Raw genomic sequence first — 26,495 nt, forward strand, 5'->3', positions numbered from 1 at the left:
ATTAGATTGTTATGAGTCGTTCATTAAAAAAAGGACCTTTTATCGATTTCAAGCTGGAAAGACGAGTGTTGGGACAAAACGAATCAGGGAAAAAAACAGTTGTTAAAACCTGGTCAAGACGTTCAATGATCTCTCCGGATTTCGTAGGTCATACGATCGCCGTGCACAACGGAAACAAATTCATTCCTGTTTATGTTACTGAAAACATGGTAGGACATAAATTAGGTGAATTTGCACCAACTCGTACTTTTAGAGGACATGCTGACAAGAAAAAAAGATAAGCATGTCATTGGTTTTAATTAACATTTTGAATTTGTAAAAATGGGTGCAAGAAAAAGAATAAAAGCAAACCAAATAAAGGAGGAAAACAAGAGCAAAGCATTTGCTAGCTTGAGAAATGTTCCTACTTCACCTCGCAAAATGAGACTGGTTACCGATATGGTAAGAGGTATGGAGGTGAACCGAGCTTTAGATGTACTTCGTTTCAGTCCGAAGGAGGCATCAAATCGCGTAGAAAAACTATTGCTTTCAGCTATTGCCAATTGGCAGGCTAAGAATGAAGGGCAAAGAATTGAGGAAAGCGCATTATACGTTAAAGAAATTAGCGTAGATTCAGCGAGAATCCTTAAACGTTTAAGACCTGCCCCTCAGGGAAGAGCACATAGAATAAAGAAGAGATCAAATCATGTAACTATATTGTTGGGCAGCAAAACAGCTGAAGCCGATAGTACTAAACAATAGTTAGAATGGGACAAAAAGTAAATCCAATCGGAAATAGACTAGGAATCATCAGAGGATGGGATTCTAACTGGTTTGGCGGAAAAAACTACGGCGATAAGCTTGTTGAAGATACCAAAATTAGAAAATACCTAAATGCTCGTTTAGCAAAAGCAAGTATTTCTAAAATCATCATCGAAAGAACTCTAAAGTTGATCACTATTACTGTTAACACTGCACGTCCGGGTATTATTATCGGAAAAGGTGGTCAGGAAGTTGATAAGCTGAAAGAAGAGTTGAAGAAGATTACTGACAAAGAGGTACAAATTAACATCTTTGAAATTAAGCGTCCGGAAATGGATGCAGTAATCGTTGCTAATAACATTGCTCGTCAAATTGAAGGTCGTATCGCCTATCGTCGTGCAATTAAGATGGCTATTGCTTCTACTATGAGAATGGGTGCAGAGGGAATAAAAATACAGATTTCTGGTCGTTTGAACGGTGCTGAAATGGCTCGTTCAGAAATGTACAAAGAAGGACGTACACCGCTGCACACCTTAAGAGCTGATATCGATTATTGTTTAGCCGAAGCTTTAACAACTTACGGTTTGCTAGGTATCAAAGTTTGGATCTGTAAAGGTGAAGTTTACGGTAAGCGTGACTTAACCCCTAACGCAGGAATGCGTGATGGAAGAGCTCCAAAAGGAAAAGGTGGTTTTAATAGAAGAAAAAAGAAGTAGTCTTTAAATTTTAAAGAATTAGTACGATGTTACAACCAAAAAGGACAAAATTTAGGAGACAACAAAAGGGACGAATCAAAGGCAATGCCGGTCGCGGTACTGAATTAGCATTCGGATCTTTTGGGATCAAATCACTTGAAACTAAGTGGATCACTGGTCGTCAAATTGAAGCTGCTCGTGTGGCAGTAACCCGATATATGCAAAGACAAGGTCAAATCTGGATTAGAATTTTTCCAGATAAACCAATCACTAAGAAACCTGCTGAGGTTCGTATGGGTAAAGGTAAAGGTTCACCAGAAGGATTCGTTGCTCCTGTATCGCCAGGAAGAATGTTATTCGAATGCGAAGGGGTACCTTTCGAAGTTGCTAAAGAAGCACTACGTTTAGCAGCTCAAAAATTACCTGTAACTACCAAATTTGTCGTAAGACGTGATTATGTTGAAAATTCAAATGATTAATCATGAAGAATTCAGAAATTAAAGAGTTAACAACACCGGAAATAGTAGAAAAGGTAGATCTTGAAAGATCTACATTAACTCGATTCAAGCTAAATCACGCTATTTCACCTTTGGAAAATCCTTTGCAAATAAAGGTAACCCGACGTAACATTGCTAGACTTGTAACTGAGTTGCGTCACAGGCAATTAACTGATAAGTAAAAAGTGATGGAAAGAAATCTTAGAAAAGAACGTATCGGGGTTGTGGTAAGCAATAAAATGGAGAAATCCATAACTATTGTTGTGCATACCAAAGAGAAGCACCCAATTTACGGCAAGTTTGTGAACAAGTCGAAGAAATTCACTGCTCATGACGAAGAAAACACCTGTAATGAAGGTGATACCGTAAAAATCATGGAAACCCGACCTATTAGTAAAAACAAGAGTTGGAGATTAGTTGAAATTATTGAAAGAGCTAAGTAAACATGATACAAACAGAAAGTAGACTAATAGTTGCTGATAACAGCGGAGCCAAAGAAGTTCTTTGTATCCGTGTGTTGGGCGGTACTAAAAAGCGTTATGCTTCGATTGGGGACAAAATTGTTGTTACCGTAAAGAATGCTATAGCCGGTTCCGATATGAAAAAAGGAACAGTTACAAAAGCGGTCGTTGTTCGCACCAAAAAAGAGATTAGAAGACCAGACGGATCCTATATTCGCTTCGATGATAACGCATGTGTATTATTGAATACAACTGGTGAAATGAGAGGAACCCGTATTTTTGGACCTGTTGCAAGAGAATTACGTGATACTGATATGAAGATCGTTTCTCTGGCACCAGAAGTTTTATAATCTTTGAAAACCTAGAACAATGCGAAAAAAGTTACATATTAAAAAAGGTGATACCGTTATTGTAAACTCAGGGGAATCTAAAGGTATAGAAGGTAAAGTATTAGAAGTATTAGTAGATAAGCAACGAGCAATTGTTGAAGGAGCTAATATGATTTCTAAACATACTAAGCCTAATGCTGAAAATCCTCAGGGCGGTATTGTTAAAAAGGAGGCAGGAATTCACATTTCTAATTTGAATGTGAAAGATGCTTCAACCGGAAAGGCTACCCGTGTTGGTAGACGTTTGGGTGATGACAATAAATTAGTTAGATATTCTAAAAAGTCAGGGGAGGAGATTAAGTAATGAGCTATATACCTACTCTTAAAAAACAATATACAGAAGAAGTGATTCCTTCTTTAATGAAGGAATTTAGCTACAAATCTGTAATGCAAGCACCTAAATTAACGAAAATAGTTATTAATCAGGGTGTTGGTTCGGCTATTGCTGATAAGAAGATTTTGGAATTTTCGGTAAACGAAATGACTTCTATCACTGGTCAGAAGGCAGTTCAAACTCTTTCTTCGAAAGATATTTCGAACTTTAAACTTCGTAAAGGGATGCCGGTTGGTACAACTGTAACTTTACGTCGTGAGCGTATGTACGAATTTCTTGAGAAATTAGTGCGTGTTGCTTTGCCTCGTATCCGTGACTTTAAAGGTATTAACGGTAAACTTGATGGTAGAGGAAACTATACCTTAGGTATCGAAGAACAAATTATTTTCCCAGAAATTGTTTTGGATGAAGTAAACAAAATAATGGGTATGAATATTACCTTCGTTACAACTGCTAAAACTGATGAGGAAGCTTTTGCTTTATTAAAGGAGTTTGGCTTACCATTTAAAAACCTAAAAAAATAAGACGATGGCTAAAGAATCAATGAAAGCTCGCGAAGTTAAGCGTCAAAAGCTTGTTGAAAAATACGCAGCAAAAAGAGCTCAACTTAAGGAGGAAGGCGATTACATCGGACTTAGTCGTTTGCCAAAAAATTCTTCTCCTGTAAGATTGCATAACAGATGTAAACTTACTGGTCGTCCTAAAGGATACATGAGACAATTCGGTATTAGTCGTATTACTTTTCGTGAAATGGCTTCTTCAGGATTAATTCCAGGTATTAAGAAGGCAAGTTGGTAAGCAGATTAGTTTGTAAAAACAATTTTGTTAAATATTGTCCCGAGCAATCGGGATCAATTTAATTTTTTTAAAATGACAGATCCAATAGCAGATTTTCTTACACGTCTAAGAAACGGGATTATGGCCAATCACAAAGTGGTTGACGTACCTGCGTCTAACGTGAAAAAAGAAATGACAAAAATTCTTAAGGATAAAGGTTATATCCTTAATTACAAGTTTGTTGATGACGGAGTTCAAGGCACAATTAAAATTGCTTTGAAATATAATCCTGAGACAAAAATTTCCGCGATCAAAAATCTTAAAAGGGTGAGTAAGCCTGGTTTGAGAAAATATTGTGGAGCGGCTGAATTACCACGTGTACTAAACGGTTTGGGAATTGCAATTCTCTCTACTTCGCAAGGAGTAATGACTGATAAGGAAGCTCGTCAGAAAAACGTTGGTGGCGAAATATTGTGTTACGTTTATTAATAAAGGAGGATAGAAATGTCACGAATTGGAAAATTACCTATCAATTTGCCTGCAGGAGTAAGCGTAACGGTGAATAAAGATAATTCAGTAACAGTTAAAGGGCCTAAAGGTGAATTAACACAACAAATTGATGTTGACATCAAGGTATCTGTTGAAGAAAATACTGTAGTATTGGAACGTCCATCAGAGCAAAAAAGACACAAAGCCATGCATGGCTTGTATCGCTCGTTGATGAACAACATGGTATTTGGTGTTGCTGAAGGTTATAAATTGCAGCAAGAACTTGTAGGTGTGGGATTCCGTGCTACTTCAAATGGTCAGATTTTGGAATTAGCTTTAGGTTATTCTCACCTTATCCACATGGAAATTGCTCCAGAGGTAAATGTTACCGCTGTAACTGAAAAGCGTGCAAACCCGATCATCACATTAGAGAGTTGTGATAAGCAACTTATTGGTCAGGTAGCGGCTAAAATCAGATCATTCAGAAAACCTGAACCATATAAAGGTAAAGGTGTTAAATTTGTTGGTGAACAGCTAAGAAGAAAAGCTGGTAAATCTGCGGGTAAATAATTTCTTAAAACAGTAAATTATGGCTTTAACTAAGCAAGATAGAAGACTTAGAATTAAAAGAAGAATTCGTAAGTCAATTGCTGGAACTGCTGAAAGACCTAGAATGTCAGTTTTTCGCTCTAACAAGCAGATTTCAGTACAAATTATTGATGATTTATCAGGACAAACTATAGTTGCAACTTCCTCTTTGATTAAGGAAATCGCTGAGAAAACTACAACTAAGCTTGAACAAGCTGAGCTAGTAGGTAAAGCAATTGCTGAAAAAGCAGTTGCAGCCGGTATTACTAGTGTTGTATTCGATAGAAATGGTTATCTATACCATGGTAGAATTAAATCTTTAGCGGACGCTGCTCGTAATAGTGGCCTTAAATTTTAATAATTATGGCAGATAATAAAAACATTAAAACTAGCGATGCAGATCTTAAAGATAGGCTTGTAGCTATTAATCGTGTTACAAAAGTAACAAAGGGGGGTAGAACCTTCAGCTTTTCTGCAATTGTTGTTGTAGGAAATGAAAATGGATTAGTAGGTTGGGGACTTGGTAAAGCAAACGAAGTAACCACTGCTATTTCAAAAGGTGTTGATGCAGCTAAGAAAAATTTAATCAAAGTGCCGGTTTATAAAGGAACTATTCCTCACGAGCAACTTTCACGATTTGGCGGAGCAGAGGTTTTCATTAAGCCTGCTTCTCATGGTACCGGAGTAAAAGCTGGTGGTGCTATGCGTGCTGTATTGGAGAGTGTTGGTGTAACCGATGTACTTGCTAAATCAAAAGGCTCATCAAACCCACATAACCTTGTAAAAGCGACAATTGGTGCATTGGCTGAATTAAGAGATGCTCATACCGTTGCTGAACACAGAGGTGTATCATTAGATAAAGTGTTTAACGGTTAACAAATAAGGAAATGGCTAAGATTAAAATTACTCAGGTAAAGAGCAAAATTGGAAGCACTGATCGCCAAAAGAAAACCTTGGAAGCATTGGGATTAAACAAGATCAATGCAACTGTTGAACATGAAGCTACACCTCAGATTAAAGGTATGGTGGCTAAAGTACAACACCTTGTTTCCGTTGTAGAATAATTATTGTTAATATTTAGTATTAAATAGATATGGACTTAAGTAACTTAAAACCCGCAGAAGGATCAACCAAGACTTCAAAAAGAATTGGTCGCGGACAAGGATCTGGAAGAGGAGGAACTTCAACCAGAGGACATAAGGGTGCGAAGTCAAGATCTGGATACTCTAAAAAAGTTGGTTTCGAAGGTGGTCAAATGCCTTTACAACGAAGAGTTCCTAAGTTTGGATTTAAAAACGTTAATAGAAAAGAATACAAAGCTATTAATGTTGAAGTTTTACAGGCCTTAGCAGAAAAGAATAACATTACTACAATCGACCAGGAAGTTTTGATGGCAGCAGGTATGGTGTCAAAGAACGACAATGTTAAGATTTTAGGACATGGAACTATTACTGCGAAGCTGGAAGTAAAAGCTCACGCATTCTCAAAATCGGCTATTGCCGCGATTGAAGCAGTCGAAGGAACAGTTGTTAAATTGTAAGTTTAGATATGAAAGGTTTAATAGAAACATTGAAGAACATCTGGAAGATTGAGGATTTAAGATCTAGAATCTTAACTACTCTCGGTCTTGTGTTAGTGTATCGTTTAGGTACCATGGTAGTTTTGCCAGGGGTAGACCCTGCACAGTTAGGCGCGTTAAAAACGCAAACTCAAGACGGAGTTTTGGGATTATTAGATATGTTTTCAGGAGGAGCATTTTCGAATGCATCAATCTTCGCTTTAGGAATCATGCCTTATATCTCGGCTTCTATTGTAATTCAGTTAATGGGAATTGCGGTTCCTTATTTTCAGAAGTTACAGAAAGAGGGAGAAAGCGGTACTCGTAAAATCAACCAGATTACAAGGTATCTAACAGTTATAATTCTTGTACTTCAAGCACCAGGATATCTATTAAACTTACATTCACAATTGCCTGAAACAGCCTTTATTCTTAAAGGTACATTATTTACGGTGTCTTCTGTGATGATTCTTGCAGCAGGATCAATGTTCATTATGTGGTTGGGAGAAAAGATTACCGATAAAGGAATTGGTAACGGTATTTCCATCATTATTATGATCGGTATTATTGCAAGATTACCATTCTCATTCTTTGCAGAATTGCTTTCAAAAATTGAAGGTCAAGGAGGAGGTTTAATTCTATTGGTTTTAGAGATCGTAGTTTTATTCCTTGTTTTTGCAGCAACAATTTTGTTAGTTCAGGGAACAAGAAAGATACCTGTACAGTATGCAAAACGAATCGTAGGAAACAAACAATATGGTGGTGTTCGCCAGTACATTCCTTTAAAAGTGAATGCTGCTGGTGTAATGCCAATCATTTTTGCTCAGGCAATTATGTTTTTGCCAATGGCGTTTGTTAACTATGCCAGTTCAGATGCGTTAACTGGAGTAGCTGCAGCTTTATCCAATTTTACTGGATTTTACTACAATGCTTTATTCTTTGTAATGATTGTATTATTTACTTATTTCTATACTGCAATTACAGTAAATCCAACGCAAATGGCCGAGGATATGAAAAAGAACGGTGGATTTATTCCGGGAATTAAGCCTGGTAAGAAAACAATCGATTTTTTAGATACTGTAATGTCTAGAATAACTTTGCCAGGATCTATATTTTTAGGTTTGGTTGCAATTTTGCCTGCATTCGCAATGATTGCCGGAGTAAATAATCAATTTGCACATTTTTATGGCGGAACTTCTTTATTGATTTTAGTTGGAGTTGTATTGGATACTTTACAGCAAATAGAGAGTCATCTTTTGATGCGTCACTATGATGGATTAATGAAGTCTGGTAGAATAAAAGGTAAATCTCCGGGAGGAGCTGCTGCTTATTAAAATATTTTTGCTTTCTTTGCAATGATTTTTTACAAAACAGAAGAAGAGATAGAGTGGCTCGAAATGAGCAACTTGCTGGTGGCGAAAACTTTAGGTGTAATATCGAAAGAAATAACCCCTGGAATATCAACTTTGAGATTGGATAAAATCGCAGAGGAGTACATAAGAGACAATGGCGGTAAACCAGGGTTTCTTGGTTACGATGGATTCCCGAATACCTTATGTGTTTCTATAAACAGTCAGGTTGTTCATGGAATTCCATCTAGCTATGAGCTGAAAGAAGGAGATGTTGTTTCCTGTGATTGTGGTGTTTTGTTGAATGGTTTTTACGGCGATTCGGCATATACATTTACTGTAGGGGCAGTAGCTCCTAATGTTCAGCAACTGTTGAAGGTTACCAAAGAGGCTCTTTACAAAGGAGTAGAGCAGGCCATTGAAGGTAATCATTTAGGCGACATAGGTTTTGCTATTCAAAAGCATGCAGAACAGAATTCAGTTTCTGTAGTTCGAGAAATGGTAGGACACGGAATTGGGAAAAATCTTCATGAAGATCCACAAGTTCCGAATTATGGAAAAAAAGGACGTGGATTGAAATTGAGAGAAGGACTGGTCGTGGCAATTGAACCGATGTTTAATCTTGGAAAAAGAGATATTTACCAGGATAGTGATGGATGGGCAATTGTTACTGCTGATGGAAAACCTTCAGCACATTTTGAACATACTGTGGTAGTTCGAAAGGGAAAAGCTCAGATCTTATCCAGTTTTGAATTTATTGAAGATATAAACTAATAAAATTTAATGAGCTTATGGCTAAACAGCCTTCAATAGAACAAGATGGTACAATTACCGAAGCATTATCTAATGCAATGTTTCGTGTAGAACTTGAAAACGGACATGTGATAACAGCTCACATTTCCGGTAAGATGAGAATGCACTACATTAAGATCTTGCCTGGTGATAAGGTAAAGGTAGAAATGTCACCTTATGATCTTACTAAAGGGCGCATTACTTTTAGATATAAAAATTAAATACAATAATAATGAAGGTAAGAGCATCTGTAAAGAAACGTTCTGATGATTGTAAGATTGTTAGAAGAAAAGGACGTTTGTATGTGATTAATAAAAAGAATCCTAAGTTCAAGCAACGTCAAGGATAATTTAGTAAACTTTGTAATAGATAAATATTTTAATTTATGGCTAGAATTGTTGGAGTTGATTTGCCTCAAAATAAAAGAGGGATAATTAGCTTGACTTATATCTACGGTATCGGTAGAAGTGCTGCTCGTCAGATTTTGGACGAAGCAGAAGTTTCTTACGATAAGCAAGTAAAAGATTGGACTGATGATGAGTCTAATCGTATTCGTCAAGCGATTAATGCTAATTTAAAAGTTGAGGGTGAATTACGTTCTTTAAATCAACTGAATATTAAGCGTTTGATGGATATTGGTTGTTATCGTGGTATTCGTCACCGTATTGGATTACCAGTGCGTGGTCAGAGAACCAAAAACAACTCACGTACTAGAAAAGGTAAGAGAAAAACAGTTGCAAACAAAAAGAAAGCGACTAAATAATCGTTAAGTTATGGCAAAAAAGTCAGTATCAGTTAAAAAGAGGGTAGTAAAAATTGAACCTGTAGGACAGGCGCATATCCATTCATCTTTTAACAATATTATCATTTCCTTAACCAATAGCACAGGACAGGTTATTTCTTGGTCTTCAGCTGGTAAAATGGGTTTTAGAGGTTCTAAAAAGAACACTCCTTATGCTGCCCAGCAAGCTGCAACAGACTGTGGAAAAGTTGCTCACGATCTTGGATTAAGAAAAGTGAAAGTATATGTAAAAGGTCCTGGAAATGGTCGTGAATCGGCTATTCGTGCGATCAATTCATGTGGAATCGACATTGCGGAAATCGTAGATGTTACTCCATTACCACACAACGGATGTCGTCCTCCTAAGAGACGTAGAGTTTAATAAAAAATGCTGTTTAAGATTTTGAATTAGTTTTATTGATATCCTCTCTAAAAAACGCGGCACTTTTATAATTCAAAACTTATGGCAAAGTTTCTATTGTTAGAAAAATTTAAATTTAAGAAGTAATGGCTAGATATATTGGACCAAAGAGTAGAATTGCTCGTAAATTTGGTGAAGCAATTTTTGGACCTGATAAGGCATTTGAAAACAAAAACTACCCTCCGGGGCAGCACGGTAACAGCCGTAGAAGAAAGAAAATGTCTGAATATGGTGTTCAGCTAAAAGAAAAACAAAAAGCAAAATACACTTACGGTGTATTGGAGAAACAATTCTCAAACTTATTTGAAAAGGCCGCGCGTAGTAAAGGTATTACTGGTGAAGTTTTATTGCAACTTTTAGAATGTCGTTTAGACAATGTAGTTTTCAGATTAGGTGTAGCTCCAACAAGATCAGCTGCTCGTCAGTTGGTTAGCCATAAACACGTAACTGTTAACGGACAAGTTTGTAACATTCCTTCATTTTCAGTAAAAGCTGGGGATATCATTGGAATTCGTGAAAAATCGAAGTCTTTAGAAGTTATTACCGATTCTTTATCTACTGCTAGATATAACCAATCATCTTGGTTGGAATGGGATCAAACCTCTCTTAGTGGTAAGTTCCTTAATACACCAGAAAGAACGGAAATTCCTGAAAACATCAAGGAACAGTTAATCGTTGAATTGTATTCTAAGTAATAAATAGTTAATCAGTAATTTATGGCAATTTTAGCTTTCCAGAAACCGGACAAAGTTATCATGCTCGACGCAGACAATAAATTCGGTAAATTCGAATTTCGTCCATTAGAGCCTGGATATGGTATAACAATTGGTAATGCCTTAAGAAGAATATTACTTTCTTCATTAGAGGGATTTGCGATTACGACTATCAAAATACAGGGTGTTGATCATGAATTTTCTACAATACCAGGAGTAATCGAAGATGTTACTGAGATGATCCTGAACCTGAAGCAAGTTCGGTTTAAACAAAAAGTTGAAGAAGTTGACAGCGAGTTGGTTACTGTAACTATCTCGGATCAGGATACTTTTACAGCTGGCGATATTAACAAGTTTCTAACAGGTTTCGAAGTGTTGAATCCAGAGCTTGTAATTTGCAAAATGGACAGCTCTGCCAAATTGCAAATGGATTTAGCTATTAACAAAGGTCGTGGATATGTACCTTCTGTTGAAAACAAACCTGTTGATGTAGAGTTTGGAGTGATTCCGATCGATTCAATTTTTACACCAATCAAGAATGTTAAATATGCTGTTGAAAACTATCGTGTAGAGCAAAAAACTGACTATGAAAAATTGGTTTTTGATATTACTACTGATGGTTCAATTCACCCAAAAGAAGCTTTAAAAGAAGCAGCAAAAATTCTTATTTATCACTTCATGTTGTTCTCGGATGAAAAGATTACTCTTGATTCTGACGAGAAGTTTGCAAACGAGGAGTTTGATGAAGAGGTTTTGCATATGCGTCAGCTATTGAAAACAAAACTGGTAGATATGGATCTTTCAGTGCGTGCTTTGAATTGCTTGAAAGCTGCTGATGTGGATACTTTAGGTGATTTAGTACAGTTCAACAGGAATGATCTTCTGAAATTTAGAAACTTTGGTAAGAAATCCTTAACCGAGCTGGATGATCTATTGGTATCCTTGAATCTTACTTTCGGTATGGATATTTCTAAGTATAAATTAGATAAGGAATAAGGGAAAATGAGACATAGAAAGAAATTTAATCATTTAGGAAGAAAAACAGCACATAGAAAAGCGATGCTTTCAAATATGGCTTCTTCTTTGATTTTGCATAAAAGAATCTCGACTACAACTGCTAAGGCGAAAGCTTTAAAAATGTATGTTGAGCCTCTAATTTCAAAAAGTAAAGTTGATTCTACACACTCAAGACGTATTGTTTTTGGTTATTTAAAACAAAAAGAAGCAGTTACTGAGTTGTTTAGAGAAGTTTCACCAAAAATCACTAACCGTAACGGTGGTTATACCAGAATTTTAAAAACTGGTAATCGTTTAGGTGATAATGCAGAGATGTGTATTGTGGAGTTGGTTGATTTCAATGAAACTTACTTAACTGAAAAGAAAGCTGCAGCTAAAAAATCGACACGTAGAAAACGTGGTGGTTCTAAAGCTTCAGAACAAGTGGCAACTGAAGTATCAGAAGTAAAAGCTGAAGCGGTTAAGACCGAAACAGCACCTGAAGCTCCGGAAACTGCTACAGAAGAAATTAAAAAGGAAGAAGAATAAGCTTCCTTTCTAAGATAAAAAAGGGGGTAAAGTTAAATCTTTATCCCTTTTTTAGTACCCTATAGAAATTGCATACGATTGCATATGATCGTATAAATAAATCAGTAAAACTTTTAATATCCGAAAGTTATGTCAGAAATTGTAAACATTCATGGTCGTGAAATTCTTGATTCACGAGGAAATCCTACTATCGAAGTTGAAGTAACTCTTGCTAGTGGTTTTATGGGTCGTGCCGGTGTTCCTTCAGGAGCTTCAACTGGTGAAAACGAAGCTTTAGAACTACGTGATGGCGATAAGTCTCGTTACTTAGGTAAAGGTGTCTTAAAGGCAATTGATAACGTGAATAACGTTATTGCAAAAGCATTAGTTGGTATGGACGCTACTGACCAGGTTGCTGTTGATAAAGCAATGATTGCTCTTGATGGTACCAAAACTAAATCTAAATTAGGTGCGAATGCTATGTTAGGTGTTTCTTTAGCTACTGCTAAAGCAGCTGCATTGTATTCAGGTATGCCATTGTATCGCTACATTGGTGGTACTAATGCAAATGTACTTCCTGTTCCTATGATGAACATTATCAATGGTGGTTCTCACTCTGATGCTACAATCGCATTTCAGGAGTTTATGATCCGTCCTATTGGTGCTCCATCTTTCCGCGAAGCTTTAAGAATGGGTGCAGAAGTATTTCACGCTCTTGCAAAAGTACTTAAAGGTAAAGGTCTTTCTACTGCTGTTGGTGACGAAGGAGGTTTCGCTCCAATGTTAGGTGGAACTGAAGAAGCTATTGAGTGTATTCTTACCGCGATTAAAAACGCTGGTTACAAAGCCGGACGTAAAGAAGATGGTGGTGATGTTTCAATTGCTATGGACTGTGCTGCTTCTGAGTTCTACAAAGATGGTTTGTATGACTACAGTAAATTTGAGCCAAACGGAGCTAAAAGAAATTCTAACGAGCAAGCAGCTTACCTGGCTGAATTGATTTCTAAGTACCCTATTGATTCTATCGAAGATGGTATGGACGAAGGAGACTGGGATGGATGGGTTGCTTTAAATGCTCTTATTGGTGATAAGTGTCAGATTGTAGGTGACGATTTATTCGTAACTAATGTTGAGTACTTAGCTAAAGGTATTGAGCTTAAAGCTGCTAACTCAATCTTGATTAAAGTAAACCAAATTGGAACTTTAACTGAGACTTTAAATGCGATTGAAATGGCACATCGTGCTGGTTACACTTCGGTAACTTCTCACCGTTCCGGAGAAACTGAAGATGCTACTATTGCTGATATTGCTGTAGCTACTAATGCAGGACAGATCAAAACAGGTTCTTTGAGCCGTTCTGACCGTATGGCTAAGTACAATCAATTACTTCGTATTGAAGAAGAATTAGGCGAAAATGCAATTTTTGGTTGCTAAGCTTAATTGGAATATATATTAAAAAAGGGATCTGTAAAGATCCCTTTTTTATGTTTGGTTTTATTCCAAAACAATTTGTTTTTTTAAATATACTCCAGTATTAAACCATATAGAGTTTTGCACTGGAAAGGTTTAGAAAGATAAGCATCCATTCCTACCTCAATTGATATTTCCTTATCATCGGAATAAAAATTTGCTGTAAATGCAATAATCGGAATAGAAAATTCACGTTCTTCTTCAATTTTACGCATGCGCAATGAGGCTTCTATGCCTCCCATTATTGGCATTTGCAAATCCATTAAAACAATATCGTATTGTTCTTTTTCGAAAAGTTCTACTGCTTGCTTTCCATTTTCGGCGATATCAACCTTAGCAACTTTTTGTTTTAGATAAACCTCAATCGTTTTTCTATTGCTGGGTTGGTCTTCAACCAATAGAATTTTTGCTTCATTTATGGGAATGTTCCTTTTGTTGGGATGTGTTTTTACAACAATGGCAGAATCAAGTGTTTCCTCCCAATATATTTTCTTCTTGGTTTCAATACCTATCTGTTCAAGTAATTCAGAAAGCTTTTTATTTGCTGTTTTCTCCATAATAACCAAAGTATTTTACACTTAAAAATAGTGATTTTTAACTATAATAAAAAAACAAATGTTCAGTTTTGATTTAAAAAATGAGAATAGTGTGATTATCAATCTATAAATTAAGAATTCTAAAGAAAATGGAATTGATAAATTTTAAAAGCAATTTTCCTATTTTTGCGTTTAAGATTTGAATGAAATAAATAAAAGCGAAATAATGGCTGACGATAAAAAAATTATTTTTTCGATGGATAGGGTCAGCAAGACCTTTTCATCACAAAAAAAAGTACTGAATAACATAAATCTTTCTTTTTTCTATGGTGCAAAGATTGGAATTATCGGTCTTAATGGTTCCGGTAAATCTACTCTTTTAAAAATTATTGCCGGCCTGGAAAGTTCATTTGAAGGACATGTTGTTTGGTCGAAAGAGCATAATATTGGCTACTTAGCACAGGAACCAACATTGGATGACAGCAAAACTGTACGAGAAATTGTAGAGGAAGGTGTTCAGGAAATTGTTGATGCCTTAAATGCATACGAAGCCGTTAATCTAAAATTCGGTGATCCGGAAGTTCTTGAAGATGCCGATAAGATGCAGGCCGTAATGGATGAACAGGCAAATCTTCAGGAGAAGATTGATCATTTTGATGCCTGGAATTTAGATACTAAGCTTGAACGGGCGATGGACGCACTTCGTTGTCCGGAGGGAGATGCGTTAATTAAAAATTGTTCGGGAGGAGAAAGAAGACGTGTTGCTCTTTGCAGACTATTACTGCAGGAACCGGATATTTTGCTTTTGGATGAACCTACCAACCATTTGGATGCAGAATCGGTGGAGTGGCTGGAACAACATTTGGCGCAATACAAAGGAACTGTAATCAGTATTACTCATGATAGATATTTTCTTGACAATGTAGCAGGTTGGATTCTGGAGTTGGATAGAGGAGAAGGAATTCCCTGGAAGGGCAATTACAGCGCCTGGCTGGATCAGAAGACCAAACGTATGGCAATGGAAGAGAAAACCGCCAGTAAGCGGCGGAAAACCCTTGAAAGAGAGTTGGAGTGGGTGCGTATGGCTCCTAAAGCACGTCAGGCAAAAAGTAAAGCTCGTTTAAATGCCTACGACAGTATGATGAATGAAGATTTGAAAGAGAAGGAAGAAAAACTGGAAATCTTTATTCCTAACGGTCCGCGTTTGGGAAGTAAGGTAATTCAGGTTCAGTCTGTTTCAAAGGCATTCGGAAATAAGTTGTTATTTGATGATTTGGAATTTGAATTGCCGCCGGCAGGAATCGTGGGGGTTATTGGACCCAATGGAGCTGGTAAAACGACGCTTTTCAGGATGATTATGGATCTTGAGAAACCGGACAAAGGAACTTTTGAGGTAGGAGAGACCGTAAAAGTAGGATATGTTGATCAGCAGCATGCTGATATCGATCCGGAAAAATCGGTTTATGAGGTGATCTCCGGTGGAGGTGATTTGATTAATGTAGGAGGACGAACAGTAAATGCCCGGGCTTATGTTGGCCGTTTTAATTTTAATGGTGCCGATCAGGAAAAGAAATGTGGTGTATTATCTGGGGGAGAGCGTAACCGCCTGCATTTGGCTCTGACTTTAAAAGAAGAGGCTAATGTTTTACTTTTGGATGAACCAACCAATGATATTGATGTAAATACACTTCGGGCTTTGGAAGAAGGTTTGGAAAACTTTGCCGGCTGTGCTGTGGTGATTTCGCATGACCGATGGTTTTTGGATCGTATTGCAACACATATTTTAGCATTTGAAGGCAATTCCCATGTTCAGTTTTTTGAAGGTGGATATTCCGATTACGAAATCAACCGGAAAAAGCGGATGGGCGATGAAGGTCCTAAGCGAATCAGATATAAAAAGCTGATAGCTGATTAAAGTATAAAAGGTGAAAACTCTGTTTTGAAGTTTTCACCTTTTTTCAATTTTATCAACTTACAAAATTCAATAGTTTAGCACTAATTTTAAATTGCAGCTTCCGGTGCAGTTTCTTCCTTTTTTCTCCTTCTTTTCACCGCCTGATTGGTGTCGTTAATTATCTGTGCAACAGTTTGGGACAATTCCCCATAAAGCTCATTATTTGCCTGCTGCATGGCTTTTAAATGCAGCACTATTTTATTGTTGATAATCGAAATAACTTCTTTTTTTATATCAGTGGAACATTGGGTGAGTCCATTTTTTGCTTTCTCTTCTTCCCAGGCAAAATGAGCTGTTTTAAAATCACTCTGATCTGTTTGCAAACCGGCAATAAGTTCGGCGCAGCCCGATACCAAAGCAATAGCTGCCTGCAGTTCGGGAGCCGAAAAATCTTCGAGCAGGGATTCTATCAGCGACGATTCAATGGTATAGCTTTCGTGGATCATCTTTAGCCCATATTTTGCAAAAACAGCATTTAAATGTAAAGCTGCCGCTTTCACTTCCGGATCAGGATGATGAATTGAGCCCAGTATCAAATAGTGCAGTGCTTTCACTTTTTCATCTCTTACAATATCCTTTTTATCGAGATTCGACTCGGTTTTACTGCAGTTAATGGCCGTTTTTAATTCATTCGATTTTGTTTGCAGATCAGTAAAAATAGTAAGCATATAAGTATCAATTTCCCAGCTTTGTTTTTGATAGGCCAGCAACATACTATCGGCAGTTGTATTTACTTCGGTTGTTCTGCTTTGAGAAATAAGTTTTGGTATCATCTTTTTGGATTTTTAGTTTGTTAATAAATGATTTTGATTGTTTTAATATGAAATAATATTCGTCATAAATATGTTATTGATAATAAACTTACAGATATTTATTTAGAAGGAGAAAATATTTGCAACTTTTTATGACAAGTAATTTAAATTTTTCAAATGCAAATAGGATTCACACCTCCATACCTTGCTTTACTCTTTTAAGTGTGCTGTGGGGAAACCTCTAAGCTTTTACCAACTGTTTTGTGTACCCATGGGTAAATCTCCACGCCTGTTTTTTTTGTTTTTCGGACACATGGGTAAACTTCCAAGGCTTCACTAACTGCTTTTTGGACTCATGGGTAAACCTCCACGTCTTTTTTTTTGTTTTTCGGACACGTGGGTAAACCTCCAAGGTTTCACTAACTGTTTTTTGGACTCATGGGTAAATCTTTAAGCCTTCCCATTTCATCGTACTAATTTCTTGTAAAATGTTAAGTTTTTAATCCGATTTGTTGGATTATTCATAAAATTATGATAGGTTCGTAATGATATCCAAAAATGAAGCTATGCCCAAAAAAACGACTAAAAAACGAAAAAAAAAGAACAGAGAAATATCTAATTTCAAAGGTCAAGGTATTAATTTGGGAGGCCAATCCGAATTTATTAATCGATTCGAGAAACTAGCTGAAATAGCAGGATGCAAAGATGCCTGCAAGCTCTTAAATAAGAGCAACCGAATGATGATGTATCTTTTAAGGATTCATTTGACCCAACCGCGTGTGGATAAAGGGGAACCAATCAGTAAAGAACTGGCAAAAATTTTGGCTTTGGTATTCCGAAGTTGGAGGGAGAGACGCAATATTGAATTGATTAAGGGAAGAGAGTTGATTTCAATTGGAGATGTTTACGTTATTGACTGTTTTATTTATTTTATCCGTAAAGAAGATAATGGGCTTGATTTGGAAGCATTCAATTCTGCCTTTAAACCTTTAATTGATGCATACAATGAATTGGAATCACCCGAAGATCTCCTCTACGGTATGTATGACAATATACTGGCAATGTTGAATGCAGTTGGCCGCGAAATGTTCAGTATTAAAACAGCTTTTGTCAGGAAAGAATACCCTGTTAGCGGCGTGTTTCATATTGTAAAAGTAAAACATTATCGTCCGGTTAAAAGAAGTATTGCCATTGAAGGAAAACGAAGACCGATTATACAATTTGGCTGGCCCATAGCAAATGGTGGTATTTGGTACTTTAAAATTAAAAATCACAAAATAAAAGATATCTATAAAGGAGATAAGAAAGAGCTGGAAGTTTATATTCAATCTCATGCCATTAGAAGGTTCGAAGAAAGAACAAGGCCTCTATCCTTAATTTTCTGTAGGCTGTTTATGGCAAAATTACTTCGAAATTACTCTATTGCAGAGGTGTTTAGAGGTAAGATTCTCATCCCTCAGTATTATGGAGATATTAAGATTGGTTATTTCGTTGCGGCTGTTATTGATGAAAAGGTAATCATTAAAACGTTTCTATTTATAACACATCAATCTACTCCCGAGGGGCATCTTCTGGAAAAAGTTTCGGGTCTGGGAAAAAAGGATATCAGCTATTGGCGTTTCGATTCAGTAAGCTCTTTTCTTTCAAATCCTCCCGAAGAGGATAGTTTGATCAAGAGAATTATGCAGGAAGCAGGAATAGATAAACTTTTTGATTTAGGTAAGTTAATGGAATCGGATACAAACCCGAATGATGTGGATTGGGCCGAAGTTGAAGCGTATATAGAAAATGGACGTGAGGAACGTCTGCAAATTCCGGAAGAAAAGTACGAGGAAGAATACTGTTGAAAAGCGGAAATGTTTGAACAAGGTTAAGATTTAAAAGACTGCTGGATTATTTTGGGTGCGAATTGTATATTTGCACCTAATTTATCGGGAAAAATTAAACGCAATGAAAAAACAAAAAGAGCGCATTTATATCCAGCAATGGCTGGAGTTAAAGCCATATGAAAAACAAACTATCACAGACAGTTACTACCTTAAAATTTCTAACGAGGTAAAACAGGCTGTTATAACAAACAAACAGTCTTTTGTTTTACAACGCTTTTTGGATGATACTGATATTGATTTATTGGCATGTTTTCTTACTTCATATTTCGAAGATATAATATCCGGAACTAATATTTGGAATAGCTTTGCAGCTTATCACACCGAATTATACAACAAGCCACTGCCTTTTTACAATGTAGATGAATATTATACAGAAGAAATTAATCCGCAGGATATCAGTTTCTTAATTTGGTATTTTATGAATACCATCCAGAATGATAAATTTATAGCTCCGCTTAACGATTTTATTGTTGAAACTGCCAATAAGGTAATGAATGTGTTCGATTCTGCATGGGATTACGCCCCCGAAAACGAATTGCTAAAAACAGCTTATACTCTTACTGAAAATGAAACGGATTTTTACATAGCCCGTAATTTAATTGATACCATCTTATTTAAAACATATCTGTTTTATCCCGATAGCTTATTTGATTTAAAAGACCAGGAACTAGATATTATAGAAGAAAATAGCGATGAAGAAAACTTGCTGAACTACCTAAATGAACATCGGGATTACGCACTGCATAATGTACATACAAGATTGTTAGGTTTAAAGGGAAAAGAATGGGCATCAAGAATATTGGAAGTTAACCATCCGTTAAAGAATGATTTTTTGGAGATATCTCAAAAAATAAGTGGGTATTTTTTTTACAAAGGTCAGGATTCAGAGAATATTTTTATTGAACACATTGCATCAGGTAAAAAATTCAATCTAACTAAAAAGTCTTATGAGCATTTTGAATCGTTAAAAAAAATTGATGCAATTTTGTTTCTTGGCATTGCTAAATGGAAAAATGAATGGTGGTTTTCGGGCATATCTTTTCAATCTGACTTTAATGCTGATTTGGTTTTAGCTGAAAAGAGTTCAGTAAAAAGTCGTGGAGCGGTAAATTTCTTAGATCATCAGAATGAGAAAGTTGACGAATTGCTGGAGGAACAATATGCGGCATTTAAGGACTTTACTAATGGCTATCCAATTGCGTTTATGAACTCTGACAAAGTAAACGATTTTATAGAAAGCTATATTGAGTACTTTAATAACTCACTTAAGCTTTCTAAAAGACAGAAAGAAAAGGCAAAAGAGCGCGCTAAAGCGGATGGTTTCTTCGGTGGCGAAGATGAATCAATTGATTTTACAGATAGATCAGAAAGTGCTTTGATTTTCTTTAACCCTAAGAGTGGAGTGGAGATTGCTTTCGATGTAAACAGTGCTTTTCCGATATTAAATAATCCTTTTTTTATCAAAGAAGACAGCGAAGAGCATCTTATGAGATTACTGGAAGAAGAAAATATTTCTGCCGAATTAGCAATGTATTGTATTACTAATTTTAAATCGGAATTGCCTTTCTTTAAAGAGGAACCTGGAAAAATGTATTTGGCTGATATCGATTTCTTACTTCGTTTCTGGAAAAAGAACAACTATTTCGCAACACCAACAATTACCTATACCGGAGGCCATAAAACAGGTATTAGTTAATTGATTAATAAAGAAGCGCTTTGCCTGCCAAAAAAACAGAGGGGAAGAAGCCGGATTGGTTTTCTTCCCTTTGTTTTTGTACCTTGACGGAACAAAATAATTTATCACTTAATTCTATTTCCATGAATCAATTTGCAACACCAACCGATGAGAAAAATTGGGCTATGTTTTGTCATTTAGCATCATTTTCCGGAGTTATAATTCCTTTTGGTAATGTAATAGGGCCACTCATTTTATGGTCGATGAAAAAGGACTATTCCGAACTGGTTGATCAAGAGGGAAAAAAATCAATTAATTTTCAGATATCGATGTGTATATACATCTTTGTATCCGCAATATTGGTTTTTATTGGAATTGGAATTTTATTGCTGATTGGGCTTGCTTTGCTAAATTTGATTTTTGTTGTTATTGCGATTGTAAAAACTTTAAATGGGGAAGATTACCAATATCCTCTGAGTATTAAATTTCTAAATTGAAAGAATGAAATCTTTTTCTGGTTATAAGACAATCTACTATGTTGGGATTGTCTTTATTGTTTTGGGAGGTATCCGCTTACTAAATCATTTGTCCTACGGCGAAATTTTATTTACAATTGGAGTACTGCTGTATTCAGGCGTTCAGATTAGGTTTTTGTTTTATAAAAGCATTACGGATTGGTGGACCTTTGATTATTTGAAATTATCGGTAAATCTTTTATTTCTGACTTCAATATTTCTTCTTTTTGTGATTGATTTTAAACTGTGGTATTATCCATTTGTTTTAGGGCTTCTAGTCGATTTTTTTGCTAATATACTTCGCCGGATAAAAAGGACATAGTTAAAATTGTTGTCTGTTTTGCATTTCAAATACAAGATCGCATTGGAATGCTGTGGTATCTGTCAAATAATTTGATAATTTTACAGCTCTAATAAAATAACCAAAATAAAGACTTAAAAATGGCTCAAAAACCGTCTATTCCTAAAGGGACGAGAGATTTCTCTCCTGTTGAAATGGTAAAGAGAAACTATATTTTTGATACCATAAAAGAGGTGTTTCAGTTATATGGTTTTATGCCGATAGAAACACCATCAATGGAAAATTTGTCTACTCTAATGGGAAAATATGGAGAAGAGGGAGACAAACTATTGTTTAAAGTGCTGAATTCAGGCGATTTTCTATCCAAAATAAATGAAGATCAAATCCGGGAGAAGAATTCGGTAAAATTAACCACAAAAATAAGTGAAAAAGGACTTCGTTATGATCTGACAGTGCCTTTTGCGCGTTACGTTGTACAGCATCGTAACGAAATTGATTTCCCTTTTAAGCGTTATCAGATTCAACCGGTTTGGAGAGCAGACAGACCTCAGAAAGGGCGCTACCGTGAATTTTTTCAGTGCGATGTTGATGTGATTGGCAGCAATTCTCTTTTAAATGAAGTTGAATTAATTCAGATTGTTGATCAGGTTTACAAAAGACTTCAGTTGAATGTAGTTGTAAAGTTGAATAACCGAAAAATTTTGGCAGGAATTGCTGAGATTATTGGTGAGGCTGAAAAAATTGTTGATATCACTGTTGCAATCGACAAGTTGGATAAAATCGGTTTGGAGAATGTGAATAAGGAATTGGCTGACAAGGGAATTTCTCAGGAAGCTATTGATACTTTGCAGCCAATTATATTGTTGTCGGGTTCAAATTCGGAAAAACTGGCTCAGTTAAAGGAGCTTCTTTCTTCATCAGAAATAGGAATGAAAGGGATTGAGGAACTGGAAACAGTTTTTACTTATTTATCGCAGCTTGATGTACAAACTGAAGTTGAATTGGATTTAACTTTAGCCAGAGGATTGAATTACTACACCGGAGCCATTTTCGAAGTGAAATCGAAAGACATGGAGTTTGGAAGTATCACGGGTGGCGGACGATATGATGATTTGACCGGGATTTTTGGCTTGAAGGATGTTTCGGGAGTTGGTATTTCTTTTGGTGCCGATCGTATTTACGATGTATTGGAGCAAATGGATAAGTTCCCTTCAAATACGGGTATTACAACCAAAGTATTGTTCATCAATTTTGGCGAAAAAGAGGAAGCATTTTGTTTGCCAATACTGGCTAAGTTAAGAGCAAACGGAATTAATGCTGAGATTTATCCTGATTCTTCTAAAATGAAAAAGCAGATGACTTATGCCAACAATAAAAACATTCCTTTTGTAATTTTGGTAGGAGAATCGGAAGTAGAGGAAGGTGTTGTTAGTTTAAAGAATATGGAAAGCGGAGATCAGGAAAAATTAACTCCGGATCAGTTGATCGAAAGATTATCTTAAGAGTAAAATTATTCAACTCAAATATAAAAGGGCTGTAAATGTAAAGTTTACAGCCCTTTATTTTTAATCTTGTTTTTCGTGCGGATGTTTACCCCGTTCTTTTATTTGTTTTAAAAGCATGTTTTGAAATTGCCTTTCGGTATGATAAAGAGTAAGGATTTTTTTTGCGGGGAGTATCTTTTTATATTTTAGATGGTATTCTTTTTGAAGCTTTGCTTCCTGCAATTTAAGCTCAATCAGTTCGTCACTAAGATCGCCTAACTCTTTATCAGATAATTCTGCAGACTTGTTGCGTAGTTTTCTGAAAAGAATTCTGCCTTGGTCTCTGTTTTCTTTTCTCTTTTTCTCCAATTCATTGTAAAGTGGCCAAAACACTTGAGCTTCATCAGGTGTTAATTCTAATTTCTGAGTAATGAAGGAGATTTTTTCAGCTGCAATTCGTTCACTCATCTGCTCATGCATATCATGTTCTCTTTCCTGTGCAATGCCTAAGTAACTAAAGCTAACAACAAGTGTTAATAGGATTAAAATTTGTTTCATGTCTGGCCTGTTATAAGTTTGCTAATAAAGATTCAGAATCAATGTCAAAATCCGAAAGGTATTCAATTATTTCATCAGATGTAGCTTCAGAGCTTTCATCTGAGAACCAATTAAGTTCATCCAGACTTGTACTTTGAGTATCAACAGCCGTATTTTCTGTTTGCGAAAACTGTTGAATTTTGTAATCGGATGGAACAGAGTTGATCAGCACAATTTTGGCAATAAAAAGGATCCCAACGACACTGGCTGCCATCCAGAAGTATGGTTTTAATACTTGTATCAATCTTTTATTTGGATTTTCTTCCGTTATAATTCTTTCCTGAACCCGATCGCTTAGGTTTTCAAAGTAATCCTCAGGAACTCTAAATGGTTGATCGCTTTTCATGTTCGACAGATTATTCATGTTTTTTTATAGTATTTAGACTGTCTGAATAGTAATTGGTTTAATTTACACTTCGTTTAGTTTCAAAAGAGATTCGATTTTTTTAACGGCATGATGATAAGAAGCTTTTAAGGCTCCGACTGAAGTTTCTAAAATTTCAGACATTTCATTATATTTTAAATCATCGAAATATTTCATATTAAATACCAAACGTTGTTTTTCCGGCAACTGCAGGATTGCTTTTTGCAATTCCAATTGAGCCTTGTTTCCATCAAAATAAGGATCTGCCTCTAAGTTTGCTAAAAGTATATTTTCAACTTCGTTATTTGAGTATCCCAAATATTTTTTTTGCTTTTCTTTTATAAAAGTTAAGGCCTCATTTGTAGCAATCCGAAACATCCAGGTAAATAACTGAGAGTCGGATCTGAAGTTTTGTAAACCTTTCCATATTTTCACAAAAGTATTTTGCAAAACGTCATCAGAGTCGTCGTGCAAAAGAACAATTTTTCTGATTTGCCAATATAATCTTTCCTGGTATTTTTTCACCAAGAAGGAAAATGCCTGACTTTGTGTATTCTTATCACGAAAAAGTTCCAGTATTTCTTCGTCAGATTTGTGGTTCATCAATTTGCATTCAAGTAATGGATTTTAAAAATAGCTATTTCACATTTGTTATGCCTTAGGTAAGACTATTTTCTTTGCAAAAGGTTTAATTTGGGATAAAAAAATCCGGAATCGAAAAGATCCCGGATAATTTTTATTTGCATTGTATATTATTTTTGAAGCAGAGCTAATACTTCTTTTACAACATTTTCTGCAGTGTAACCAAATTTTTCATCTAAAATATTTGCCGGAGCTGAATAACCAAAATGATCCAATCCAATTGATTTACCAAGAGGGCCAACCAAACCAAGAAGAGTTACAGGTAAACCTGCAGTTAATCCAAGAACGGGAATTCCGGCAGGAATTACTTCGTTTTGATATGCTGCAGATTGAGTTCTGAATAATCCTTCTGAAGGAACAGATACAATTTGAACCTTTAATCCTTTTTCGGCACGTAAAATCTTAGCACCTTCAACTAAAGTTGCTACTTCCGATCCACTTGCTAAAAGAACAACATCAGGAGTTGTTTCAGGTTTCTCAACAATGTAAGCACCTTTTTGAGCCTGAAGAGCTTCCTGGTAACGATTTTCTTTCGATGGAAGTTCTTTAATGTTCTGACGGGAAAGAATCAAAGCAGTAGGAGTTTTTGTGTTCTCCATTGCCATTTTCCAAGCCACGGTGGTTTCATCAGCATCAGCAGGACGAAGAGCTAATAAACTCATTTGTCCGGAGTGATTTTTCAATTGCTCCAGTAAACGAATCTGAGCTTCCTGCTCAATTGGCTGATGAGTTGGGCCATCTTCTCCAACGCGGAATGCATCGTGAGTCCAGATATATTTTACCGGAACCTGCATTAAAGCCGCTAAACGAACTGCAGGTTTCATGTAATCAGAGAATACAAAGAAAGTTCCACAAGCAGCAATAACACCACCATGAAGAGCAATACCGTTACAGATAGAAGCCATAGTTAATTCGGCAACACCAGCCTGAAGGAATGCACCTGAGAAATCACCTTTAGCAAGAGCTTTGGTGTTTTTCAAGAAACCATCAGTTTTATCAGAGTTACTTAAATCAGCCGACGACACAATCATGTTTTCAACATTTTTAGCCAGTTCGGCCAAAACTACAGACGAAGCAGAACGAGTTGCATCACCTGATTTCTGAACAATTGCTTCGTAATCAAGTTCCGCAGCTTCGTTGCTGAAGAACTTCTCTAATTTGGCAGCCAATTCAGGATTTGCTTTTGCCCATTCAGCTTGTTCCGCTTTTTTTGCAGAAGCATATGCCTGTTTTTTCTTTAGAACTTCGGCGTAATACTCTTGAACTTCAGGGAAAATCCGGAATGGATTTTCTGGGTTTCCACCTAAGTTTTCAATTGTTTTTTCGATTGAGGCACCAGCAGCACCTAATGGTTGTCCGTGAGTAGAAACCATATTTTCGAAGCTGCAGCCATCAATATCAACAGCACCTTTACCCATTAGGGTTTTTCCGATGATAAGAGTTGGTCTTTCGCTTTCGTTGTTAGCTGCTAATAAAGCTTCACGAATTGCTGCTGCATCGTTTCCTTTAATCGTAATAACATTCCAGTTCCATGCTTCGTATTTTTTAGCAGTATCTTCAACTGTAACTTCTTCAACTTTAGTTGAAAGTTGGATGTTATTGGAATCATAGAACATGATTAAATTGCTTAATCCTAAAGTACCTGCAATTCGACCAGCTCCCTGAGCAATTTCTTCCTGAATTCCACCATCAGAAATGAAAGTGTAAATTTTATGCGACATCCAGTCACCGAAACGGGCTGCTAAAAAACGCTCTGCAATTGCAGCACCAACAGCCATAGTATGACCTTGTCCTAAAGGACCGGAAGTGTTTTCAACACCTCTTGCAACTTCAACTTCAGGATGACCAGGAGTTGGACTTCCCCATTGTCTGAAATTTGCAAGTTCTTCCATTGTATAATTTCCGATTAAGGAAAGAATGGAATACAACATTGGAGACATGTGACCTGGGTCAAGGAAAAATCGATCGCGATTGATCCAGTTCATATCTGTTGGGTCAAAATTTAAAAATTCAGAATAAAGAACGTTGATAAAATCGGCTCCGCCCATAGCGCCACCCGGATGCCCGGATTTAGCTTTCTCTACCATTGCAGCAGATAGGATACGAACATTATTCGCAGCCATATCAGTTGCTGTCAGATCCACTTGGTTTTTCATTTCTTTTAGATCCATTTTTGAAAATGAGATTTTAGATGATAAAAACTTGGT

The 26,495-nt window shown here is 36.3% G+C and carries 38 protein-coding genes; 32 read left to right on the forward strand and 6 right to left on the reverse strand.

Annotation, left to right across the window (positions count from 1 at the left end; translation table 11 throughout):
* The first annotated feature begins 11 nt into the window (after positions 1–11).
* The 26 genes from rpsS to eno all read left to right on the forward strand — a co-directional run bounded on the left by rpsS (position 12) and on the right by eno (position 13,543).
* The gene (rpsS, locus tag BZG01_RS02030) at positions 12–281 is read left to right on the forward strand and encodes a 30S ribosomal protein S19 (RefSeq protein WP_101308159.1); all 270 of its coding nucleotides are present in this window, start codon (positions 12–14) and stop codon (positions 279–281) included.
* 40 nt (positions 282–321) lie between these two features.
* A complete protein-coding gene (gene rplV / locus BZG01_RS02035) occupies positions 322–741 on the forward strand; it encodes a 50S ribosomal protein L22 (RefSeq protein ID WP_101259646.1) in 420 nt (139 codons plus the stop codon).
* A 5-nt stretch (positions 742–746) separates the two neighbouring features.
* Entirely contained in the window at positions 747–1,457 is a 711-nt protein-coding gene (gene rpsC / locus BZG01_RS02040) for a 30S ribosomal protein S3 (RefSeq protein WP_101308160.1), read from the forward strand.
* 26 nt (positions 1,458–1,483) lie between these two features.
* Positions 1,484–1,915 (forward strand): 50S ribosomal protein L16, encoded by a 432-nt coding sequence (rplP, locus tag BZG01_RS02045; RefSeq protein WP_101308161.1) that lies wholly within the window; start codon positions 1,484–1,486, stop codon positions 1,913–1,915.
* Between the two features lie 2 nt (positions 1,916–1,917).
* Entirely contained in the window at positions 1,918–2,115 is a 198-nt protein-coding gene (gene rpmC / locus BZG01_RS02050; protein ID WP_101308162.1) for a 50S ribosomal protein L29, read from the forward strand.
* A 6-nt stretch (positions 2,116–2,121) separates the two neighbouring features.
* Positions 2,122–2,376, forward strand: coding sequence for a 30S ribosomal protein S17 (gene rpsQ, locus BZG01_RS02055; RefSeq protein ID WP_101259642.1), 255 nt, complete (start codon positions 2,122–2,124; stop codon positions 2,374–2,376).
* Positions 2,377–2,378: 2 nt separating this feature from the next.
* Positions 2,379–2,744, forward strand: coding sequence for a 50S ribosomal protein L14 (gene rplN, locus BZG01_RS02060; protein ID WP_101308163.1), 366 nt, complete (start codon positions 2,379–2,381; stop codon positions 2,742–2,744).
* Positions 2,745–2,763: 19 nt separating this feature from the next.
* Positions 2,764–3,087 carry a 50S ribosomal protein L24 gene (rplX, locus tag BZG01_RS02065; RefSeq protein WP_101308164.1) on the forward strand — a complete coding sequence of 108 codons (324 nt, stop codon included), beginning with the start codon at positions 2,764–2,766 and terminating at the stop codon, positions 3,085–3,087.
* On the forward strand, positions 3,087–3,641 hold the full coding sequence (gene rplE, locus BZG01_RS02070) for a 50S ribosomal protein L5 (protein WP_101308165.1): 555 nt from the start codon (positions 3,087–3,089) through the stop codon (positions 3,639–3,641). The genes rplX and rplE overlap by 1 nt, the downstream gene beginning before the upstream one ends.
* 4 nt (positions 3,642–3,645) lie before the next feature.
* A complete protein-coding gene (gene rpsN, locus BZG01_RS02075) occupies positions 3,646–3,915 on the forward strand; it encodes a 30S ribosomal protein S14 (RefSeq protein WP_101308166.1) in 270 nt (89 codons plus the stop codon).
* 72 nt (positions 3,916–3,987) lie between these two features.
* Entirely contained in the window at positions 3,988–4,383 is a 396-nt protein-coding gene (gene rpsH / locus BZG01_RS02080; protein ID WP_101308167.1) for a 30S ribosomal protein S8, read from the forward strand.
* Between the two features lie 15 nt (positions 4,384–4,398).
* Positions 4,399–4,953, forward strand: coding sequence for a 50S ribosomal protein L6 (gene rplF, locus BZG01_RS02085; RefSeq protein WP_101308168.1), 555 nt, complete (start codon positions 4,399–4,401; stop codon positions 4,951–4,953).
* Between the two features lie 19 nt (positions 4,954–4,972).
* A complete protein-coding gene (gene rplR, locus BZG01_RS02090; RefSeq protein WP_101308169.1) occupies positions 4,973–5,329 on the forward strand; it encodes a 50S ribosomal protein L18 in 357 nt (118 codons plus the stop codon).
* A 5-nt stretch (positions 5,330–5,334) separates the two neighbouring features.
* Positions 5,335–5,847, forward strand: a complete 513-nt coding sequence (rpsE, locus tag BZG01_RS02095; protein ID WP_101259634.1) for a 30S ribosomal protein S5 — start codon at positions 5,335–5,337, stop codon at positions 5,845–5,847.
* Positions 5,848–5,858: 11 nt separating this feature from the next.
* Complete coding sequence (gene rpmD / locus BZG01_RS02100) at positions 5,859–6,035, forward strand: 50S ribosomal protein L30 (protein WP_096428430.1); 177 nt, start codon at positions 5,859–5,861, stop codon at positions 6,033–6,035.
* A 29-nt stretch (positions 6,036–6,064) separates the two neighbouring features.
* Complete coding sequence (gene rplO, locus BZG01_RS02105; protein ID WP_101308170.1) at positions 6,065–6,511, forward strand: 50S ribosomal protein L15; 447 nt, start codon at positions 6,065–6,067, stop codon at positions 6,509–6,511.
* Positions 6,512–6,519: 8 nt separating this feature from the next.
* Positions 6,520–7,863: a preprotein translocase subunit SecY gene (gene secY / locus BZG01_RS02110; RefSeq protein ID WP_101308171.1), complete on the forward strand. Its 1,344-nt coding sequence runs from the start codon at positions 6,520–6,522 to the stop codon at positions 7,861–7,863.
* A gap of 21 nt (positions 7,864–7,884) precedes the next feature.
* Positions 7,885–8,652, forward strand: a complete 768-nt coding sequence (map, locus tag BZG01_RS02115) for a type I methionyl aminopeptidase (protein WP_101308172.1) — start codon at positions 7,885–7,887, stop codon at positions 8,650–8,652.
* 17 nt (positions 8,653–8,669) lie between these two features.
* Entirely contained in the window at positions 8,670–8,891 is a 222-nt protein-coding gene (infA, locus tag BZG01_RS02120) for a translation initiation factor IF-1 (RefSeq protein ID WP_054714084.1), read from the forward strand.
* 11 nt (positions 8,892–8,902) lie between these two features.
* Entirely contained in the window at positions 8,903–9,019 is a 117-nt protein-coding gene (gene ykgO, locus BZG01_RS02125) for a type B 50S ribosomal protein L36 (protein WP_101259629.1), read from the forward strand.
* 36 nt (positions 9,020–9,055) lie between these two features.
* Positions 9,056–9,433: a 30S ribosomal protein S13 gene (gene rpsM, locus BZG01_RS02130; protein ID WP_101308173.1), complete on the forward strand. Its 378-nt coding sequence runs from the start codon at positions 9,056–9,058 to the stop codon at positions 9,431–9,433.
* Positions 9,434–9,443: 10 nt separating this feature from the next.
* Positions 9,444–9,833 (forward strand): 30S ribosomal protein S11, encoded by a 390-nt coding sequence (gene rpsK / locus BZG01_RS02135; RefSeq protein ID WP_096428425.1) that lies wholly within the window; start codon positions 9,444–9,446, stop codon positions 9,831–9,833.
* A 125-nt stretch (positions 9,834–9,958) separates the two neighbouring features.
* The gene (gene rpsD / locus BZG01_RS02140) at positions 9,959–10,567 is read left to right on the forward strand and encodes a 30S ribosomal protein S4 (protein ID WP_101308174.1); all 609 of its coding nucleotides are present in this window, start codon (positions 9,959–9,961) and stop codon (positions 10,565–10,567) included.
* Between the two features lie 21 nt (positions 10,568–10,588).
* Complete coding sequence (locus tag BZG01_RS02145; RefSeq protein WP_101308175.1) at positions 10,589–11,581, forward strand: DNA-directed RNA polymerase subunit alpha; 993 nt, start codon at positions 10,589–10,591, stop codon at positions 11,579–11,581.
* A gap of 6 nt (positions 11,582–11,587) precedes the next feature.
* Positions 11,588–12,130: a 50S ribosomal protein L17 gene (rplQ, locus tag BZG01_RS22060; RefSeq protein WP_101308176.1), complete on the forward strand. Its 543-nt coding sequence runs from the start codon at positions 11,588–11,590 to the stop codon at positions 12,128–12,130.
* 129 nt (positions 12,131–12,259) lie between these two features.
* Positions 12,260–13,543 (forward strand): phosphopyruvate hydratase, encoded by a 1,284-nt coding sequence (gene eno / locus BZG01_RS02155; protein WP_101308177.1) that lies wholly within the window; start codon positions 12,260–12,262, stop codon positions 13,541–13,543.
* Positions 13,544–13,626: 83 nt separating this feature from the next.
* Here the strand turns inward: eno and BZG01_RS02160 are convergent, their stop codons facing one another.
* Positions 13,627–14,136 (reverse strand): response regulator, encoded by a 510-nt coding sequence (locus BZG01_RS02160; RefSeq protein ID WP_101308178.1) that lies wholly within the window; start codon positions 14,134–14,136, stop codon positions 13,627–13,629.
* 205 nt (positions 14,137–14,341) lie between these two features.
* On the opposite strand from BZG01_RS02160, the gene ettA reads away from it, so the two are divergent.
* Positions 14,342–16,030, forward strand: a complete 1,689-nt coding sequence (gene ettA, locus BZG01_RS02165; protein ID WP_101308179.1) for an energy-dependent translational throttle protein EttA — start codon at positions 14,342–14,344, stop codon at positions 16,028–16,030.
* 86 nt (positions 16,031–16,116) lie between these two features.
* On the opposite strand, the gene BZG01_RS02170 is transcribed toward ettA, so the two are convergent.
* Positions 16,117–16,842 carry a DUF6261 family protein gene (locus tag BZG01_RS02170; RefSeq protein ID WP_101308180.1) on the reverse strand — a complete coding sequence of 242 codons (726 nt, stop codon included), beginning with the start codon at positions 16,840–16,842 and terminating at the stop codon, positions 16,117–16,119.
* 545 nt (positions 16,843–17,387) lie between these two features.
* Here BZG01_RS02170 and BZG01_RS02175 point away from each other — a divergent pair.
* The 5 genes from BZG01_RS02175 to hisS all read left to right on the forward strand — a co-directional run bounded on the left by BZG01_RS02175 (position 17,388) and on the right by hisS (position 22,703).
* A complete protein-coding gene (locus tag BZG01_RS02175; protein WP_143470810.1) occupies positions 17,388–18,668 on the forward strand; it encodes a hypothetical protein in 1,281 nt (426 codons plus the stop codon).
* Positions 18,669–18,771: 103 nt separating this feature from the next.
* Complete coding sequence (locus BZG01_RS02180) at positions 18,772–20,406, forward strand: DUF3843 family protein (protein ID WP_101308182.1); 1,635 nt, start codon at positions 18,772–18,774, stop codon at positions 20,404–20,406.
* Between the two features lie 122 nt (positions 20,407–20,528).
* Positions 20,529–20,882: a DUF4870 domain-containing protein gene (locus tag BZG01_RS02185; RefSeq protein ID WP_101308282.1), complete on the forward strand. Its 354-nt coding sequence runs from the start codon at positions 20,529–20,531 to the stop codon at positions 20,880–20,882.
* A gap of 4 nt (positions 20,883–20,886) precedes the next feature.
* Positions 20,887–21,222, forward strand: coding sequence for a hypothetical protein (locus BZG01_RS02190; RefSeq protein ID WP_101308183.1), 336 nt, complete (start codon positions 20,887–20,889; stop codon positions 21,220–21,222).
* A gap of 119 nt (positions 21,223–21,341) precedes the next feature.
* Positions 21,342–22,703 carry a histidine--tRNA ligase gene (gene hisS, locus BZG01_RS02195; protein WP_101308184.1) on the forward strand — a complete coding sequence of 454 codons (1,362 nt, stop codon included), beginning with the start codon at positions 21,342–21,344 and terminating at the stop codon, positions 22,701–22,703.
* Between the two features lie 63 nt (positions 22,704–22,766).
* On the opposite strand, the gene BZG01_RS02200 is transcribed toward hisS, so the two are convergent.
* From BZG01_RS02200 to BZG01_RS02215, 4 genes are all read right to left on the reverse strand, one after another.
* The gene (locus BZG01_RS02200; RefSeq protein WP_101308185.1) at positions 22,767–23,243 is read right to left on the reverse strand and encodes a hypothetical protein; all 477 of its coding nucleotides are present in this window, start codon (positions 23,241–23,243) and stop codon (positions 22,767–22,769) included.
* 10 nt (positions 23,244–23,253) lie between these two features.
* Complete coding sequence (locus BZG01_RS02205; RefSeq protein ID WP_143470811.1) at positions 23,254–23,628, reverse strand: hypothetical protein; 375 nt, start codon at positions 23,626–23,628, stop codon at positions 23,254–23,256.
* Between the two features lie 63 nt (positions 23,629–23,691).
* Positions 23,692–24,249, reverse strand: coding sequence for an RNA polymerase sigma factor (locus BZG01_RS02210; protein WP_101308187.1), 558 nt, complete (start codon positions 24,247–24,249; stop codon positions 23,692–23,694).
* Between the two features lie 149 nt (positions 24,250–24,398).
* Positions 24,399–26,459 carry a transketolase family protein gene (locus tag BZG01_RS02215; protein ID WP_245870233.1) on the reverse strand — a complete coding sequence of 687 codons (2,061 nt, stop codon included), beginning with the start codon at positions 26,457–26,459 and terminating at the stop codon, positions 24,399–24,401.
* Positions 26,460–26,495 lie beyond the last annotated feature (36 nt).

It is taken from the genome of Labilibaculum manganireducens (assembly GCF_002843385.1).
Classification (GTDB): Bacteria; Bacteroidota; Bacteroidia; order Bacteroidales; family Marinifilaceae; genus Labilibaculum; species Labilibaculum manganireducens.

Coding starts and splice junctions, on each gene's coding strand:
- rplV (WP_101259646.1), top strand. CDS start 322: ATGGGTGCAAGAAAAAGAATAAAAGCAAACCAAATAAAGGAGGAAAAC.
- ykgO (WP_101259629.1), top strand. CDS start 8,903: ATGAAGGTAAGAGCATCTGTAAAGAAACGTTCTGATGATTGTAAGATT.
- rpsH (WP_101308167.1), top strand. CDS start 3,988: ATGACAGATCCAATAGCAGATTTTCTTACACGTCTAAGAAACGGGATT.
- secY (WP_101308171.1), top strand. CDS start 6,520: ATGAAAGGTTTAATAGAAACATTGAAGAACATCTGGAAGATTGAGGAT.
- rplQ (WP_101308176.1), top strand. CDS start 11,588: ATGAGACATAGAAAGAAATTTAATCATTTAGGAAGAAAAACAGCACAT.
- BZG01_RS02175 (WP_143470810.1), top strand. CDS start 17,388: ATGCCCAAAAAAACGACTAAAAAACGAAAAAAAAAGAACAGAGAAATA.
- rpsS (WP_101308159.1), top strand. CDS start 12: ATGAGTCGTTCATTAAAAAAAGGACCTTTTATCGATTTCAAGCTGGAA.
- BZG01_RS02170 (WP_101308180.1), bottom strand. CDS start 16,842: ATGATACCAAAACTTATTTCTCAAAGCAGAACAACCGAAGTAAATACA.
- BZG01_RS02190 (WP_101308183.1), top strand. CDS start 20,887: ATGAAATCTTTTTCTGGTTATAAGACAATCTACTATGTTGGGATTGTC.
- rplE (WP_101308165.1), top strand. CDS start 3,087: ATGAGCTATATACCTACTCTTAAAAAACAATATACAGAAGAAGTGATT.
- ettA (WP_101308179.1), top strand. CDS start 14,342: ATGGCTGACGATAAAAAAATTATTTTTTCGATGGATAGGGTCAGCAAG.
- rplX (WP_101308164.1), top strand. CDS start 2,764: ATGCGAAAAAAGTTACATATTAAAAAAGGTGATACCGTTATTGTAAAC.
- rplN (WP_101308163.1), top strand. CDS start 2,379: ATGATACAAACAGAAAGTAGACTAATAGTTGCTGATAACAGCGGAGCC.
- rplO (WP_101308170.1), top strand. CDS start 6,065: ATGGACTTAAGTAACTTAAAACCCGCAGAAGGATCAACCAAGACTTCA.
- BZG01_RS02180 (WP_101308182.1), top strand. CDS start 18,772: ATGAAAAAACAAAAAGAGCGCATTTATATCCAGCAATGGCTGGAGTTA.
- hisS (WP_101308184.1), top strand. CDS start 21,342: ATGGCTCAAAAACCGTCTATTCCTAAAGGGACGAGAGATTTCTCTCCT.
- eno (WP_101308177.1), top strand. CDS start 12,260: ATGTCAGAAATTGTAAACATTCATGGTCGTGAAATTCTTGATTCACGA.
- BZG01_RS02145 (WP_101308175.1), top strand. CDS start 10,589: ATGGCAATTTTAGCTTTCCAGAAACCGGACAAAGTTATCATGCTCGAC.
- BZG01_RS02210 (WP_101308187.1), bottom strand. CDS start 24,249: ATGAACCACAAATCTGACGAAGAAATACTGGAACTTTTTCGTGATAAG.
- infA (WP_054714084.1), top strand. CDS start 8,670: ATGGCTAAACAGCCTTCAATAGAACAAGATGGTACAATTACCGAAGCA.
- BZG01_RS02160 (WP_101308178.1), bottom strand. CDS start 14,136: ATGGAGAAAACAGCAAATAAAAAGCTTTCTGAATTACTTGAACAGATA.
- BZG01_RS02200 (WP_101308185.1), bottom strand. CDS start 23,243: ATGAAACAAATTTTAATCCTATTAACACTTGTTGTTAGCTTTAGTTAC.
- rplF (WP_101308168.1), top strand. CDS start 4,399: ATGTCACGAATTGGAAAATTACCTATCAATTTGCCTGCAGGAGTAAGC.
- rpsM (WP_101308173.1), top strand. CDS start 9,056: ATGGCTAGAATTGTTGGAGTTGATTTGCCTCAAAATAAAAGAGGGATA.
- rpmD (WP_096428430.1), top strand. CDS start 5,859: ATGGCTAAGATTAAAATTACTCAGGTAAAGAGCAAAATTGGAAGCACT.
- rpsN (WP_101308166.1), top strand. CDS start 3,646: ATGGCTAAAGAATCAATGAAAGCTCGCGAAGTTAAGCGTCAAAAGCTT.
- BZG01_RS02205 (WP_143470811.1), bottom strand. CDS start 23,628: ATGAAAAGCGATCAACCATTTAGAGTTCCTGAGGATTACTTTGAAAAC.
- BZG01_RS02185 (WP_101308282.1), top strand. CDS start 20,529: ATGAATCAATTTGCAACACCAACCGATGAGAAAAATTGGGCTATGTTT.
- rplR (WP_101308169.1), top strand. CDS start 4,973: ATGGCTTTAACTAAGCAAGATAGAAGACTTAGAATTAAAAGAAGAATT.
- rplP (WP_101308161.1), top strand. CDS start 1,484: ATGTTACAACCAAAAAGGACAAAATTTAGGAGACAACAAAAGGGACGA.
- rpmC (WP_101308162.1), top strand. CDS start 1,918: ATGAAGAATTCAGAAATTAAAGAGTTAACAACACCGGAAATAGTAGAA.
- rpsK (WP_096428425.1), top strand. CDS start 9,444: ATGGCAAAAAAGTCAGTATCAGTTAAAAAGAGGGTAGTAAAAATTGAA.
- rpsE (WP_101259634.1), top strand. CDS start 5,335: ATGGCAGATAATAAAAACATTAAAACTAGCGATGCAGATCTTAAAGAT.
- rpsC (WP_101308160.1), top strand. CDS start 747: ATGGGACAAAAAGTAAATCCAATCGGAAATAGACTAGGAATCATCAGA.
- rpsQ (WP_101259642.1), top strand. CDS start 2,122: ATGGAAAGAAATCTTAGAAAAGAACGTATCGGGGTTGTGGTAAGCAAT.
- rpsD (WP_101308174.1), top strand. CDS start 9,959: ATGGCTAGATATATTGGACCAAAGAGTAGAATTGCTCGTAAATTTGGT.
- BZG01_RS02215 (WP_245870233.1), bottom strand. CDS start 26,459: ATGGATCTAAAAGAAATGAAAAACCAAGTGGATCTGACAGCAACTGAT.
- map (WP_101308172.1), top strand. CDS start 7,885: ATGATTTTTTACAAAACAGAAGAAGAGATAGAGTGGCTCGAAATGAGC.